At 50.4% G+C, this 15886-nt stretch carries 13 protein-coding genes; 5 read left to right on the top strand and 8 right to left on the bottom strand.

The genetic code is table 11. The features are described 5' to 3' along the window. Positions 1–161 precede the first annotated feature (161 nt). The 5 genes from BUB30_RS06160 to BUB30_RS06140 all read left to right on the top strand — a co-directional run bounded on the left by BUB30_RS06160 (position 162) and on the right by BUB30_RS06140 (position 6736). Complete coding sequence (locus tag BUB30_RS06160; RefSeq protein WP_245804036.1) at positions 162–3374, top strand: VCBS repeat-containing protein; 3213 nt, start codon at positions 162–164, stop codon at positions 3372–3374. Further along, a complete protein-coding gene (locus tag BUB30_RS06155) occupies positions 3371–4681 on the top strand; it encodes a vanadium-dependent haloperoxidase (RefSeq protein WP_084137925.1) in 1311 nt (436 codons plus the stop codon). The genes BUB30_RS06160 and BUB30_RS06155 overlap by 4 nt, the downstream gene beginning before the upstream one ends. A 644-nt stretch (positions 4682–5325) precedes the next feature. Continuing rightward, positions 5326–5523, top strand: coding sequence for a PLD nuclease N-terminal domain-containing protein (locus BUB30_RS35930; RefSeq protein ID WP_073131988.1), 198 nt, complete (start codon positions 5326–5328; stop codon positions 5521–5523). Positions 5524–5663: 140 nt separating this feature from the next. Continuing rightward, positions 5664–6203: a hypothetical protein gene (locus tag BUB30_RS06145; RefSeq protein ID WP_143164784.1), complete on the top strand. Its 540-nt coding sequence runs from the start codon at positions 5664–5666 to the stop codon at positions 6201–6203. Positions 6204–6223: 20 nt separating this feature from the next. Next, on the top strand, positions 6224–6736 hold the full coding sequence (locus tag BUB30_RS06140) for a TPM domain-containing protein (protein WP_073131985.1): 513 nt from the start codon (positions 6224–6226) through the stop codon (positions 6734–6736). Between the two features lie 8 nt (positions 6737–6744). Here the strand turns inward: BUB30_RS06140 and BUB30_RS06135 are convergent, their stop codons facing one another. The 8 genes from BUB30_RS06135 to BUB30_RS06110 form a co-directional block, all read right to left on the bottom strand. Next, entirely contained in the window at positions 6745–8919 is a 2175-nt protein-coding gene (locus BUB30_RS06135; protein WP_073131983.1) for a xanthine dehydrogenase family protein molybdopterin-binding subunit, read from the bottom strand. Continuing rightward, positions 8916–9383, bottom strand: coding sequence for a (2Fe-2S)-binding protein (locus BUB30_RS06130; RefSeq protein WP_073131981.1), 468 nt, complete (start codon positions 9381–9383; stop codon positions 8916–8918). The genes BUB30_RS06135 and BUB30_RS06130 overlap by 4 nt, the downstream gene beginning before the upstream one ends. A 320-nt stretch (positions 9384–9703) precedes the next feature. Then, positions 9704–10672 (bottom strand): DUF2931 family protein, encoded by a 969-nt coding sequence (locus BUB30_RS06125; protein WP_073131979.1) that lies wholly within the window; start codon positions 10670–10672, stop codon positions 9704–9706. A gap of 422 nt (positions 10673–11094) precedes the next feature. Further along, positions 11095–12300, bottom strand: a complete 1206-nt coding sequence (locus BUB30_RS06120; protein WP_073131976.1) for a carboxypeptidase-like regulatory domain-containing protein — start codon at positions 12298–12300, stop codon at positions 11095–11097. Positions 12301–12357: 57 nt separating this feature from the next. Next, a complete protein-coding gene (locus BUB30_RS35075; protein ID WP_178377032.1) occupies positions 12358–12522 on the bottom strand; it encodes a hypothetical protein in 165 nt (54 codons plus the stop codon). 41 nt (positions 12523–12563) lie between these two features. After that, positions 12564–12725 (bottom strand): hypothetical protein, encoded by a 162-nt coding sequence (locus tag BUB30_RS35070; RefSeq protein WP_178377031.1) that lies wholly within the window; start codon positions 12723–12725, stop codon positions 12564–12566. Between the two features lie 54 nt (positions 12726–12779). After that, a complete protein-coding gene (locus tag BUB30_RS06115) occupies positions 12780–13958 on the bottom strand; it encodes a site-2 protease family protein (RefSeq protein ID WP_073131975.1) in 1179 nt (392 codons plus the stop codon). Next, positions 13937–15844: a prenyltransferase/squalene oxidase repeat-containing protein gene (locus BUB30_RS06110; RefSeq protein ID WP_073131973.1), complete on the bottom strand. Its 1908-nt coding sequence runs from the start codon at positions 15842–15844 to the stop codon at positions 13937–13939. Before BUB30_RS06110 ends, BUB30_RS06115 begins: the two co-directional genes overlap by 22 nt. Positions 15845–15886: the final 42 nt, after the last annotated feature.

Genomic DNA, 15886 nt, shown 5'->3' with positions numbered 1-15886 from the left:
AAAAAAAACTCATCGGCAGGATACCTTATGGACGAATCTATGTTATCTTGTACGACAACCAGCCTGAACCCTTTGCCCTCATGAAAAGCCTGCATCGACAGCTTTTTTTTCTTGCCCTCCCGCTGATTTTTTGTCCCGCTCTCACATCAGCGCAAACCCCTTTGTTCGAATCGCTGCCCTTGCAAAAAACGGGAGTGACCTTCCGGAACATGCTGGAAGAAACCCCGAAGTCGAACGTGCTCACCTATGAGTATTTTTTTAACGGCGGCGGCGTGGCCGTAGGCGACGTGAACAACGATGGCCTCGACGACCTCTATTTCACGGCCAACATGAAGCCGAACGCACTCTACATCAACCAGGGAAATTTTAAATTCAAGGAGATCGCCAAAGCCGCAGGAGTGAGCTGCGACGTACCCTGGAAAACCGGTGTGACCATGGCCGATGTGAATGGCGATGGATACCTCGATCTCTATGTTTGTTATTCCGGCAAAGGCGATCCCGAAAAAAGACGCAATAAACTTTTTATCAATAACAAAGATCTCACCTTCACCGAACGCGCGGCTGAATACGGCCTGGACGACCCGGGCTACTCCACCCACGCATCTTTCTTTGACTACGACAACGACGGCGACCTGGACATGTATCTGCTCAATCACAACGTGGTCGTGATCCGCGAATTCGAATACGCCAAAGCAAAACAAACGCGCGATCCCTACGCCGGTCATAAACTTTTCCGGAACGACAACGGCCACTTCAAAGACGTGAGCGAAGCAGCCGGCGTCAAGGGCAATCCACTGGGCTTTGGTCTGGGCATCACGGTGGCCGATATCAACAAGGATGGCTGGATGGACATGTATGTCTCCAACGACTACGTTGAACCCGATTATGTCTACATCAACAACGGCGACGGCACCTTCACCGACCGCATGACGGAATACATGCAGCACATTTCCTACTTCTCGATGGGCTGCGACGTGAGCGACATCAACAACGATGCCTGGCCCGACATCTTCACCGTCGACATGCTGCCGGAAGACAACCACCGCCAAAAACTGCTCTACGGCCCGGAGAACTATGAGCAGTATGCCCTGATGGTCATGAACGGCTTCTATTTTCAGAACATGCGCAACATGCTGCACCTGAACAACGGCAACGGCACCTATAGTGAGATCGGCCAACTCGCCGGTGTTTCGAAAACCGATTGGAGCTGGGCGCCGCTGCTGGCCGACTATGACAACGATGGCTGGAAAGACCTCTTCATCACCAACGGCTATTTCCGCGACTATACAAACCGCGACTTCCTGAAATACAAAGGCGACTATTATTTTGAGAAACTAAAAGCAAACGAAAAAGCCGACACCTTCCACCTGGTCAGCACGATGACCTCGACGCCCGTGCACGACTATGCCTATCGCAACAACGGCGACCTCACGTTCACCGATGTGAGCAAAGCCTGGGGCTTTGGTGCCCCAAACTTTTCGAACGGCGCTGCCTACGCAGACCTGGACAACGACGGCGACCTGGACCTGGTGGTGAACAACGAAAATGCCACCGCCTCCATCTTCAAAAACCTCTCACGCGAACAACATCCCGACCTGCATTTCCTGCAGGTTTCACTGGCGGGAAGTGGAATGAATACGAGGGCCATTGGTGCCAAGGTGAAATTTTATACGGGCGACAAAATACAATACCAGGAACATGTTCCCGCGCGCGGTTTTCAATCCGCCGTAAGCGATCGCATGCATGTGGGATTGGGGAAGATCGGCGTGGTAGACTCCATTGCCGTCATCTGGCCTTCGGGGAAACAGGAAACTTTGCGACAAGTGAAAGCAGATCAATTCCTGATGATAAAGGAAGATGGAAACGCAAAGGCCGTCCGCCCACCCGCCGCCCATCCCAACCCGGTCTTTGAAGCAACGGATCCCCTGGTGAACTACGCCCACGTGGAGGCGGGCTTTAACGATTTCAAACGCCAGCCTCTGTTGCTCACCATGCTCACGGCCTGCGGGCCCGTGATGGCCACAGCCGATGTGAACGGCGATGGCCTCACCGATGTGTTTGTGGGGGGGACGGAAGACAACCCTGGAAAACTGTTTGTTCAAAATCCAGCGGGCTCGTTCAACGAAGTCGCGAGTCCGGTCCTCGGGAAGAAATTCACGGACTCCGATGCGCTCTTTCTCGATGTGGATGGCGACAAGGATGCTGATCTTTATATCGTCAGCGGTGGCTACAACGAATACAAAGAAAAAGCCGACGCGCTACAAGACCGCCTTTATCTCAACGATGGCAAAGGAAATTTTACCCTCGCCTCGGCGCTGCCCGACGTGCGCGTGAGCAAATCGTGCATCGCCGCAAAAGATTTTGATCACGATGGCGACCTGGATATTTTTCTGGGCGGCCGGGTCATCCCCGGAAAATATCCTGCCACGCCGGAAAGTTTCTTGTTGCGAAACCAGAATGGAAAATTTGAAAATGTAGCCGACGCCGTCGCGCCGGGATTGTCGCACATCGGGATGGTGACGGATGCGGCTTGGCTCGATATCAATGGCGATCGCTGGGAAGACCTCGTCGTGATTGGCGAATTTATGGCCATAGAAGTGTACGTGAACGAAGGAGGGAAGCGGCTGGTGCGGAGTACCGACAAATTCTTCGATCGCCCCGCCACAGGCTTGTGGAACAAAATGATTGTCTATGACTTCGACGGCGACGGCGACGACGACATCATCGCCGGCAACCTCGGGTTGAATACGCAGCTGCACGCCAGCCCCACAGAACCACTCACACTCGTGTATAAAGATTTTGACAACAACGGATCTATCGACCCGATCCTGGTCTACTATCTGCAAGGAAAACCCTACCCATTCCCCACCCGCGACGAACTCCTGGACCAGATGTATAGCATGCGCAAGAAGTTCACCAGCTATGCCTCCTATGCCGATGCCCAATTGAACGACATCTTCACCAACACCGAATTGAAGGACGCCACGATCTTGAAAGCCGAAACGCTGGAAAGTGTCTACCTGGAAAACACCTCCCAAAAACTGGTGCCACACGCCTTGCCCACGCAAGCCCAATTTGCACCCCTCTATGCTTTTGCACTCACCGACTTCAACGGCGACGGCCACATGGACCTGATTGCCGCAGGCAACCAAAGCTCGATCCGCATTCGCATGGGGGTGATCGATGCCAACTTCGGCCAACTGCTGGCCGGCGATGGCAAAGGAAACTTTCGCTATGTGCCGCAGGGAGAATCGGGGCTGACGTTTGTCGGCGACGTGAAATCGCTGGAGATGATCCGCGCCGGCCAGGACAACTACCTGTTGCTGGGCGTGAACAATGTGGGCATTACCAATTATAAACTTCGCAAGAAATGAAACTGCGCCGATACTTTGCCCTCCTGGGAATTTTGCTTTCGATCACGTCCTTTGCTCAGAAAAATGACCGACGTCACGAAGATGTTCAGTTGTTGACGGACCATGTCTTCAATCTTTCGGAGGTGATGCTGCACGACGTAGCAAATCCGCCGGCAGCGAGTCGTTTTTATGCTTATGCAATGCTGGGCGCCTACGAAGCCTCGGCCATGAGTCAGGGGACGTTGCCCGATCTGCATTTGAGATGGAAAATGTCGGCCGCAACCGCGCCGGCAAAAGGGAACACGGCCTTCTGTTCGCTCTATACCATGTTGGAAGTGGGCAGGCAATTGATGCCTTCCGGCTATTTGCTGGAGGAGAAACAGAAAAAACTCATTCAATACTTCAAAACGAAACGCAAACTCTCAACCTCCCAGGTGACAGGCCTCGTGACCTACTCGCAAGGGATTGCCGCACAGGTGGTGGCCTTAGCGCGTGCCGATCATTACAACCAGCTGAGCACCTACACGCGCTATAAACCCCAAAAAGAAGAAGGGCATTGGTTCCCTACACCGCCGGAATATATGGCGGCCGTGGAGCCCCAATGGAAAACCATTGTTCCCTTTTTCCTGGACTCCGCCGCGCAATTCGCCCCCGCACAACCCACTCCCTATAGCAAAGACACCACCAGCGCATTCTACCGTCAGATGAAAGAGGTCTATGTTACCGGTCAGCACCTGACGATCGAACAACGCGCCATTGCCAGCTTCTGGGATTGCAATCCGTTTGCCGTTAGCTACTCGGGGCACATGGCCATCGGGTTGAAGAAGATCTCCCCCGGCGGACATTGGATGGGCATTACCGGTATTGCCTGCCGCCAGACCGGCGTTTCCCTTGATTCGGCCATCCTGATCCACACCGTCGTGGCCCTCACGTTGCATGATGCGTTTATCAGTTGCTGGCAGGAGAAATATGGCAGCGATCGCATCCGGCCGGAAGCCGCCATCAATAAACTGATGGATCCCGCATGGCGCCCCTTGCTGCAGACACCTCCCTTCCCCGAATATACCAGCGGCCATAGCGTTGCGTCGGCGGCAGTGGCCGTGGTATTGACACGTTTTTTTGGAGATGGCTTTGCCTACACCGACAGTTCCGAAATATTTTTCGGCCTACCCGAACGGAAATTCACCTCGTTCCAACAAGCCGCCGAAGAGGCCGCAATATCCAGGCTGTACGGCGGCATCCATTTCCGCGACGCCTGCGAACAAGGCGCGATCCAAGGAAAAAAGGTCGGCGATTTCGTCTGGACCCGGATGTTTACTAAAAAATGATCTGGCGTTCAGGATTTTAGCCGGCATAGCCCGCAACACGATGAAGTACTAACTGCACGGGCCTCAAAGCACGTCATTCCGCAGGCACACGTTCCCTCGATCTTCGTCTGTGGCCCAAGGAATCCCGTGGATAGCGCACCGAATCTGTGTGGTGATGGATTGGTGGGCACTTTCGGTGTTTACCGGGTTTCGTTTTAATTCGTGTGCGGCTTATCCAATTTCAGTGCTTTCGAAATTCGGGATGTCTTGAATCGCGGGCGTAGGTATTTAAAACGCTTGTGCCTGCGACATGACGTGGACTGCCGCGCGTTCCTCAAAGCACGTCATTCCGCAGGCACAAGCTATCTCTGGCTTCACACGAAATCCAAGGAATCCCGCGGATAGCCCATCCAAATCCGTGCGGTGATGCATTTTCACTCGAAGCCAAGATTTTCCCTATCCACCGTATCCCATTTCCCATACACCACCACACCGCTGGTGTAGTTTTTCCACCGCCTCAAATCGCCGATATACGTGGGAAAACGTTTGTGGAGACAGCGTTTCCGCGATGAACAAATGTTTATCGATCCTTAACAAATACTTTCGAAACTTATTTGCCGTAATGCTGTTATTTGAAAGCGAAAAGAAGCGCACTACGACGATTTATGGGACCGAAGGGAATTTTGATTTCTATTTTTATACTGGCTCACCTGGCATATATCATCCCCCACTTATATGATCTGAAAACAAAAAGCAAGCGATCCAACAAATGGAAATGGACGCTGATCATTTTATTCCTCCCTTTTGTGGGTGTATTTCTTTACGACCGGACAAAGCAAAGGAGAAGACAGGCGCACTGGTAAGCACCCAAAACTCAAAACACCGACATTTTTGTAGCACTCAGGCTTTCACGGAAGCCTTGGCCGCGTCAAACCAAAGTGGTATTTTAGCCTTATAACAAAGGCGGCACTAACAAAATTGCCCGCTGGCTTGATGTTTCGTTATGAGAAATTTTTTCGGGAAGCTATGGATCGGAATGAGCATGTGCGTGCTCATCATTCCCTTATGGGCACAGCAAGGCACCGTTTTCCAGGAAGGCGACACCCTGGTGATCCAGGATGAAAGGCTCTCGCCCGATCCCTTCGCCCTGGGCAACGATCCGCTGACCTACCTCACCACCCACATCAAACAGAAACCCACCATCTCCAAACAATCGACCCATAACTTGCAGGTGGAGCAAATAGATACCGTCTTCACGCTGGCCTTTGGCGCCAACGAGTTCAACCTCTACAAATGGGAAACCAGCGAAGGGCAAAAAGGCAATTTTGTATTGACCGCGAGTGTAAAGACCGACCTTTTCAAAACCCGTCACGGCATAAAGACCGGCCAGCACAAGGCCGAAGTGATGGCGCTCCTGAAACAATACAACATCAAATCCATTCCCCATTACGTGACATTGGAAACTCCGGACTCCGGTGAATTGACGTTGGAGTTTAGAGACGATATCCTGGTGGGAATGCACTATGTGGGATCCTATGATTGATCCGCTAAAGAAATTTTCCTATGATCACAAGACTTCTGTATGCCATTCTTTTTCTATTGCCCTGCTTGTTGCAAACCTCCTGTGGAACGTCTGAGGAGCCAACCAAAATGGAAGACCGGGTGATGGATGGCGCCAACCTTTTGACAACCGATGAGGAAACCAGGCTTTTCTGGATCGTGCAGGAACTGGAGCGCAAGGTGGGGTCACAGTTGGCCATTGTCACCCTCGATAGCCTGAACGGCGTGGCCATCGAAAAATATTCCCTCAACAAGTTGAACGAAATGAGCCTGGGCCGGGATCAATATTATGATGGCGTTTTGATCACCGTGGCCCTGCGCAACAAGGAGATGCGCATTGAAGTAGGGTGGGGACTGGAGCGGATCCTTACCAACGAGAAAGCAGAACGAATAAACCTTAAACTTATGGCACCCCGGTTCAGAGAGAAAAAATTCTATGAAGGCCTCCGGGCGGCCGCAGGTGCTATCACTTTGTTGATTGAAGAAAACAAAGACCGCATCCGGAAAAGGCGATAAGAAAGTGTTCAGGCAAAAGCGTCGGCCCGCAAAGGCACTTTGCGGATCCGCTTTCCCGTAGCTGCAAAGATCGCATTCAGCACCGCCGGTACTCCCAACGCACTCGAGATCTCGCCTACGCCTCCAGGCCGCTCTTCGTCCGTCTCCACAAAGTGGACCTCCATCGCAGGACACTCGTTCATCCGCAACAATTTGTTTTGATGAAAATTGGAATAGACCGCCCGCCCGTTTTTTATAGGAAGCCCGCCGTAGAATAAGGCGGTGAGACTCCACACAATCCCACCCGTGATCTGGTTGGAGGTTCCCGAGGGATTGATCACCTTGCCGCAGTCCACACCGATGGTAACCTTGTCGACACGCAATTGATGATCGCGCACCGTCACCTCGGCAATCACCGCCACATAGCTCCCGCCATAAATGCACACGGCCATGCCCATGCCCTGACCTGCGGGCAATGCCTTGCCCCACTTCGCTTTCTCAGCGGCCAACGTAAGCACCCGGCGCAGGCGCGAACCCGAAACAGGAATAGGATCACCCACATACACGTCATCATTTCGCAAAAGCGACAACCGGAATTGGTAAGGATCTATTTTTTGGTCGGCCGCAATTTCGTCGATGAAGCATTCGTGATAAAAACGACCATGGCCCACCACACCCCGCCAGGCCGAAGACTGCACAAGCTCTTGTTGGATCATGTCCTCGAAATCGTAGCGGATGTTGGGAATGTTATAGCCCATAAAGGGCAGTTGGGGATCGGCATATTTGGCACCCCAGGTGTAGGTGCGGATCTCTTTTTCGTACCAGGCGTAAAGCTTGTTGTCTTTGTCGAGACCCACCTGGTATTCCAGGTGTTGAAACAAATGACCAAGATTGTGCAGGTGATCGTCTTCGCGGGTCCAGATCATTTTCACCGGAACATGGCCGGCTTCTTTGGAGATGAAAGCAGCCTCGACCGCCATGTCGGGATAATACCGTCTTCCAAAGCCACCGCCGGAAGGGAGAAGATGAATTTTGATCTTGTCTTCCGCAAAGCGGAACACGCGGTTCAATTCAAACACGATCAGGTGAGGCGCTTGCGTGCCCAGCCAGAGCTCGCACCCATCGGGATGGCTATGGGCTGTGCAGTTGAGGGGCTCCATGCAGGCGTGGATCTGGTGCGGGAACACGTAAGAGGCGCGCAGCGTCTTGCGGACGTGGCCAACGTCGGCCACCGCATTTTCGTCGCCGGTGTAGCCCGTGGGGTCGGTTCGGTGGAGCGCATGCTCGGCGGCGAGCGCTTCGAAATCTTCGGTGTTGTATTTTGCGTTTGGCCCTTCATCCCATTCGATCTTGAGCAGGTCTCGTCCCTTGCGTGCAGCCCAAAAAGAATCGGCCACCACCACCACGCCTTCGCGGATGTCGTGGGGCATGTAGGGCGATTCCAGTTGCAGGCCCGCGATTGGTTTTGTGGTGAAGACTTTTTTCACGCCTTTCACTTTCAACGCGTTCGTAGCATCAAAACCTTTCAACTGCCCCTTGAACACCGGGCACCGGGCGATCACGGCATAGAGCATGCCCGGCACGTTCACATCGATGCCATATTTCAGTTGCCCGGTTACAATGTCGGGGATGAGTTTGGCGGGTTTAGGTTGACCAATGATCTGGAAGTCACGTTTGTCCTTCAGCGTGGCCTCCGGGGGCGGTGCCAGCTTGCCCGCAGCACTGGCCAGCGCGCCAAAGCCAAGGCGTTGGGAGGTGGTTTTGTTGATCACCTCGTGATGTGCTGCGTAACAGTTCGCGGCCGGCGTGTTCCATTGACGGGCCGCAGCCTCGACAAGCATCTGGCGCGCAACGGCCCCCGCCAAACGGAGCCTGTCCCACTGGTAGATCATGGTGCAACTGCCGCCCGTGTCGTGTTCAAACTTTTTATCCGCCATGGGGAATTCGATCTTCACGCGTTCCCAGTCGGCACACAACTCTTCGGCTAGTATCTGGGCCATAGCCGTGGAAACACCCTGACCCATTTCGTGTTTCACAAACTGAAACAACACATCGCCTTGCGGTGTGATCTTCACGTAATCGCCCAGCACATCGCTGTCTGTCGCCACGGGCTTGCCGTCGATGTACCTGGCCATGGCATGGAAGGAGAGGAGCAGACCACCGCCGGCCAGGGCCGACGTGCGGATGAAATCGCGGCGCTTCATGGTGTTGTGGTTTGGGATGCGGCTCTTTTTATGGCGGCATGAATGCGTAGGTAGGTGCCGCAGCGGCAGAGGTTGCCCGACATGGCGCGGGTGATGTCGTCGTCGGTAGGGTGAGGCTGCTGTTCTAAGAACGCGGCAGCGGTCATGATCTGCCCCGCCTGGCAATAGCCGCACTGTGGAACATCCTCCTGCTGCCACGCGCGCTGCAACGCATGCTGGCCGTTGGGCGAGAGGCCTTCGATGGTGGTGATGTTCTTAGCACCCACCGCCGACATAGGGATAGAACACGAGCGAACTGCTTTGCCATCCAGGTGCACCGTGCAGGCGCCACACTGCGCGATGCCGCAGCCATACTTGGTGCCGGTCAGGCCCAGGAAATCGCGGATCACCCAGAGGAGCGGCATCTGAGGATCGACGTCTACTTCGCGGGAAGTTTGATTTATGTGGAGAATGAAGGTGGCCATGGGTTGATTTCTTTGCAACCATCAAGTAAGACACAAATCACATCGGATGCTCGATTTTTAGACCAAGCCGGTGTTGCGCAGGATACATCAAGGTGTCACACGACAAAAGGCGTTTGTCGCCATTGCCGCAGGTTGGGTTAATCGGCATAAAAAAGGCTACCAATTTCTTGGTAGCCCCTAGAATAAAAATATAGCGAAATGATGGTGCAACCCATCGGCGGCAAGATGCAACACGGTACTGAAATGAATTTGCAGTGGTGATTTTTTTATAGGAACGGGGAGACCTTTTTTGTACGGCCCATTCCGAAGAGTGATAGGTTTTAATGCATTTTGAATCGATTGATGAGCCACAATCCGATTTTAACCCTCGTCAAGGGAAAAACCTGCCCTTCGTAATGTGCGCTGAACTTCATGTGATGATCGCCGACGACATCAATGGGCATATAACCTGGCCTTCCTTTGTCGATTTCATGGAAAACTTCTAATAATTCCGAAGGGTCGAATTCGGCGTCCACCCACCGCTTCATCTTTGTGAATGCGAAATCTATTTTCCAGGGTAGCGGACGGACGGCATAGCCGTTTAACCCACTACCTGGAATTTGTTCTTCTTCGCCGTTTAGATAGAGACAATGGCGCTGCGTCTCGTTGTCCATTTTATAGAACTGGAGAATAAATCTGTAGTTATACTTTTTCCGGAAGAGACTCCAATGCGTGTAAGGGAGGAGACAATTTGTTTTTAGATATTCCTTTGTTTCGAAAGGTACGACATGGTCATACCACCGATTAAAAAATTGTTCTTGATTATCGCGGAATGGATTGTCGTAGAAATCGTTCGCCGCTACGAACGTTTCCACGGCCTGGAAATGTCCCACTTCAATACATCGGAGAGTGCCTCTTAAAAATACGGAGACAATGCCTCCGGGAGCCACGGCTATGACTATGCGATTGTAGCTTTCAGCGGGAAGTGGGTCGTTGGTGGGGCTTAAATTAGCAAATTTATTCTTAAAGAGTTGCTCGATCAAGCCGGCATCCAGTGGTGTTTCCAACCTCCAGAATTTCTTTTCTGCGTAGGACAACCATGTAATGAACAGTTCCGAGGGGACGCCGATACCACTGGAAAGGAGCGAGGTTCCCGGCGTGTGCCACCCGTCGTTTATGACGCCTGTTTTTGGGAGAACGGCGAGGAGTGTTTTGTCGCGAGCCAGATATCCTGAATGCACTTCGGCCGGATATCCCTTAGCGGCCACTACGGCATTAACCCAGCGATATTGTTCGGCTGACGGCTCCATTTGAAATCGTGATTTGAATTGCTTTGAAATGGAGACTTTTGCGACTTTTTCTGCAGAGCCGTTTGCATTGAAATCGAAGTGCCGGCAGGGGTGGGATTTTTGTAGCCTTCATAGGAGAGGTTTTTTGCAAAATACTCGTCATTAGAAGGCTAAGTAATTATAGTATTTTTTTTGCAGTGATTTTATATTTCGAGGTGATTTTTTAAGGAGGAAGGAGGCTGTGATGTCTTATGTTTTATGGTGACGTTGAACATTTATGTAAATTCTATAGCGAACAAAATAAAATAATAGCCCTGGCTTTGACCTGGGGTAAATGAAAAACACAATCGTCATAGAAGGCGTTGGCAACGCGTTTTCAGAACGTGACTATAAAAGTTTGAAGGCAGTCGTATGGTCAAGCGATGGATGTTCGATGTCGCTGGTCAATCCTGATCGCCTGGCTGATAATTTCCAAAAGCACCTTCTGCCTCGAAGGATTCGATAATTCCTTGCTCAATGGGCGTGCGCTTGACAATAGGATTGTCCTTCCAGAAGGCTGCATTATACCCAGCGCCTTTGATTGTCTTTAGGTCGTTTGTGTTTTTCGATACTTTTTTGAATCGGGAATTGCTCAAGGAGGCGTCATAGGTGTAGACCGTGCATAGGGATCTGGCCGATGCGGTGTGTGTTATTTCTTCTATGGTATAAGTAACTTCGAGCCCCATTCTTATGTACGACAGGGCGAATTGGCTTGCAAGCGTTTTTTGATATACGATTTCGGTAGTCAGCACCAGGTTTTGATAGGGTAACGGCTTGTGGTTGAATGTCAATTCTACACCCTGGCTTCCTAATGCCACTTTTCCGATCATTTTCATGATTCGGTTGCTTTTGCGGTCGATGAAGAGAAGACCTTCAAATGCAGGCTTCGCTAGCGTGGGGTGGGGCTTGCAGGTAATCGCCACCAGGTCACCGTCTTCAGCATTGTAGGTATTTGTGATCTCGAAGTCGTATTGATTGAGCCCTTCGCGGCTTAGGGGCAGAAGAATTTTTTTGGATGTTTCCTGGTAGACTCCGGAAAGAGAGGTGTACGCCGAAAAATTTAGAAAGTCCAGGCTTCCCTTGATGGGTCTTTTAGCAAACCGTCCCTGCGTTATTCGCCAGGTGTCGATGCCATTGTTAGTGAAACGAGTATCGTAGAAGGCTTCGAGTAATTCGATCGGCGATGAATCTACGAATGATGTTTGACGATAGAATGCCTTGCCGTATTGAAAGACTTGTTTGTCTTGCACGGCACGGTCGTAGGCCTGTTTTATGATGCTCACGGCTTCGTTACCATCGACGGTCACTTCGGTCAGGTAATGAACGGCAGGTTCCAAAAAGATAGTGATCTTTGGTGCCGGATCTTGCACCGTATAGCTGCTCCTCAGAAAGGACACATGCGACACTTCCAGTTCGACAGGCAATGCGGGAACGGTAAGCACGAACTGCCCCAATTCGTTGCTAATGGTGCCCCCTTTTCCATTCACATAACTGATGCTGGCATAGGCGACCGGGGCGTTTTGCCTGTCCTGCACGGTACCTTCAATGGTGATTTGCCCGAAGACACATGTGGGATAGATGAAAAGAAGGAGGTTGATGTAATTTTTCACAAGTCATTGTTTTGTATTTGAAAGGGGGCAGGAATTTTCATCCTGCCCATTAAGAAACTATTTAGAGGACCAGGTAGCCTTGGCGGTGGCCGTTCCGTTTGAGTTGCCTTCAGCAGAAAGCGTCCAGGTTCCGAACTCAAGTCTCTCTTCCAATTCTTCGATCTCGAAAACTCTTGCAAGATCGATTGCCGTTGTTTCCTTTTGTTTGATTTGATTTTCCATTTTGAATGTTAGATTAGATGTTTAGTACTTTTTTTGATTCTTTAGAATGTGAAGGTTGCTTTGGCCGTGGCCGTTCCGTTCGAACTGGCCTCGGCCGACAAACTCCACGATCCAAATTCGAGTCTTTCTTCAAGCTCTTCAACGGCAAAAGCCTTCGCCAGCTCGAGGTGCTCATTTTTCGATACATCGGTTTTACTTTCCATCTTGTTTAAATTTAAAGTTTCGGAATGATTTATTCGTTTTCACACAAGAAAATCTCACTCCAACAATCCTCTTGGTGACAGCTGTTTCTTTATAAGAGACCTGATAATTCTCTTCAGGGTGTTGTAAATCAAAATATAGAATAGCATCAACAGAACCATTTCCTGTTTCAAATCGGTAAACTGAAGTTCCCAAAGCAGCGCTTTTCGCACAACTAGAAATAGTCGTTGGGGGAATTCTATGACGGATACGAAGTGCGTAGAAAGAATGTATCCCATGTAGGCACCGGCAAAGACATAATTGACAACGCCATAGCAGAAAATCAGTAACGAAGTCATCGAAGGCTGAAGTTTAGGCGGCCACTGAAAAACGGATTTTAACTGCAACGTCGCCCGGTTCATCAGGTTAGGTGTATTGGTAATGTCGCACAGCAGCCAGTACCCATCAAATCGCACAAATGGGTTGAGCTCCAGGAGCGCTTTGAGGCAAATGACAAGGGCGGCCGAAACATAAACAGGATTGCTACTGTACAGACTCATCAGGCATAGCACAGCAGCATACGCCACTTCCATAAACACGCCGGCCAGATTTGTAATTATCCTGCATAACTTTGAACCCGTCCAGATCTGAGTAATGTCGGCATATACCACGGGAATAATAAAATAGAACCCAACGCCGACACCTCCGTGCCTGATCCCAAAACTTCGGCAAGCCGCAATATGACCAAGTTCGTGCACGAACAGCGAGAACCACACGAGGATAACAGGAAGAGCCAAGCCCTGATTCGTTACGGGGGCTTCCTGTGCAAGCGGATCGGTGGCCAATGAGTAGGATACTATGGTTAATGAGAACACGGCGATGAATAGGAATGGTACCAATCGGAAGGCACGCGTAATCGGCTGGGCTATTCGCCCGATGAGCTTGGCACTTAGTAACTCAATTTTTAATGAAAGATAGCCGGCCTTTTCAGTGTTCCCATTTGTATCAAATTTTCTAGCCAATCCCGTCGCTATTTCTTCAAAGAGCGGATACGATAAATGATTTTTTGACCTTTCGTTAAACTTTTTACACGCCTCTTCAGCGTTTGATGAGTTGCTTAAGGTTGCTAAGAGTAATGAAGTTTTTTCATTGATGAGGAAATTTCTTCCCCCGGGAGTGGAAGCCACCCACCGGCTTTTGTCGAAGGGGTGTACCGAGACATCTTTCAGTACTTTTATGAATGACTGTGTTTCCATGCTAACAGAGCGCCTAGCGCAGTAACGGTGGTAAAAATGCGATTGTGGTCATCAACAAGTGTATTCACGCCAAATGAACTGTTTCGCCATGATTTGACTTCGGCGCGATGAAGAACGTTGGTTGCTGGGATGGCCAGGATTCGGGTCGAAGGCCAGCTGCCGTCGACTTTTTGTTGTTGTAAAAGCCATTGTATGGACTGAACAAGATCTTTGAGGTTTTTCTTCGTGGCCAAAATAGCCTGAACGGCCAATGCCGTGTAAAATGGGTTTGGAAGATTTGTATGGTCGTCGCTCCAAAAGCCTTTCTCATGATTTCTGGTGCCTGTTAACCAGGAAAGTGCTTTTTCACACTGTTGTGTGTAGCCCGGCCGATCGTTTAAGGCTTGTATGGCCCAGGAGGTTGCGTATATGTCGCTGGTCCACCAATAGGATTCCCAAAAACCTTCAGCATGCTGACACGCAAGTAAATATTGTTCGGCCGCGATTCTTTCTTTTTTGAGATCAGCAAAACTGCCGAGGACACAGCAGGCCGCCGCTGTGACACAGGGTTTAGAACGGATCCATCCAGCAACGCTTATTTCGTCGTCCAGTTTCAGCCTCGAGCGCAACATCGCTTTGTCGACATAGGTAGCCCAGCCTCCATCCGGCTGTCTGAATAATAACCATTGGTCTAGATGCTTCTTTAACTGCGAAGAGGGGTTTTCTGTCTCATGGAGGGCAAGGGCGGCAATGGTAAAAGTCAACGTGTCGCCATCAGAAACGAGCGTATCGTTAAAAGACCCTTCAAGCGATGGTTTGAAGGGTACTTTTATGTTGTGCTTGATCAAATGGTAATACGTGTAGGCTGTGACCCAATAGTTGCTTAGCCCGGCGCTGGTCAGGAAGTCTTCCCACTGACCGTTTGGCGTGGTGTTTTGAAAGAGATACTCTGTTGCCTTTTCGATAGACAACTTTAATTGCTCGTCGAGGGCTGAGGCTCCTTTCGTTAATAGAGGAAGCGAACTCTTCGATAACTTAACCTTTGTTTTGTAGATCAAAGCATTGATTTCAGACACCTGCGCACGGCATAAGTGAAGCTCTGATTGGATATGAGAACAGAACATGTTAAGATCAAGCTCCTGCGCTATGGCTAGTGCACGATGGAAATGATGAGTGGATTCTTGCAAAAGCGTCTGGGCAATTCCAGATGTGAACAAATACTTGTATTTGAAGTCGTTACCGGATTGATGTCCCAGGGCTTGCAGGCTTGAATTGACCAGGTGAATGGCATACGTGTATTGGGACTTTGCGAGGTCAGATTTGAAGTCATCGATGTCATCCTTGAACTGATAGGCCAAATGGATGTGTTTTAAAAGTAGCTTGAGGGAATTCACCCGTTCGATATGGGAAGTTTTACCCAGGGCATCTAGCGCATCGATCAAGTTGTAAGCAAGCGTTGCCGATTTACCTTCATAAATGGTTTCGAAGAGACTTTTATCTATCGGTGGGCCTTGACTGGAAATTTTTTTCTCCAACATGACGGCCTGCGCATATTGCGTCTTTGAATGATTATACTTTGGCCAAAATGCGCTATCGGCGTCAATTAGCCACGCCAGCTCCTGGAGCGATGCTTCTATAAGGGCCATAGCCTCAAACATTGCCTTTCCCGGGCTATTCGAGTCACCGTCGGCCACGGAGTCGATGAGAAGAACACCCCTAAAATAACTGTAGTTAATAAAGGCTAGCCTTTGTAGCTCGGTTTCGGGTAAATCCGAAAACAATTTTTGGAGGTCGTCAACAATGGTAAAGTAGATCAAGTGCTTCTTGTTCGTTGCAGAATTCAGCAGTGACTCCTTTAGGTATGATCGGCGTGGGTTTTCCAGGAATTTTTCAACGAGATATTTCATGGTAACGTTATTATCTTTTCCAGGCGCTAAGAAAACTTCTTT

The organism is Chryseolinea serpens, assembly GCF_900129725.1.
Taxonomy (GTDB): Bacteria; Bacteroidota; Bacteroidia; order Cytophagales; family Cyclobacteriaceae; genus Chryseolinea; species Chryseolinea serpens.
The sequence above is the reverse complement of the archived record's forward strand: the minus strand, read 5'-3'. Positions and strand labels throughout refer to the sequence as shown.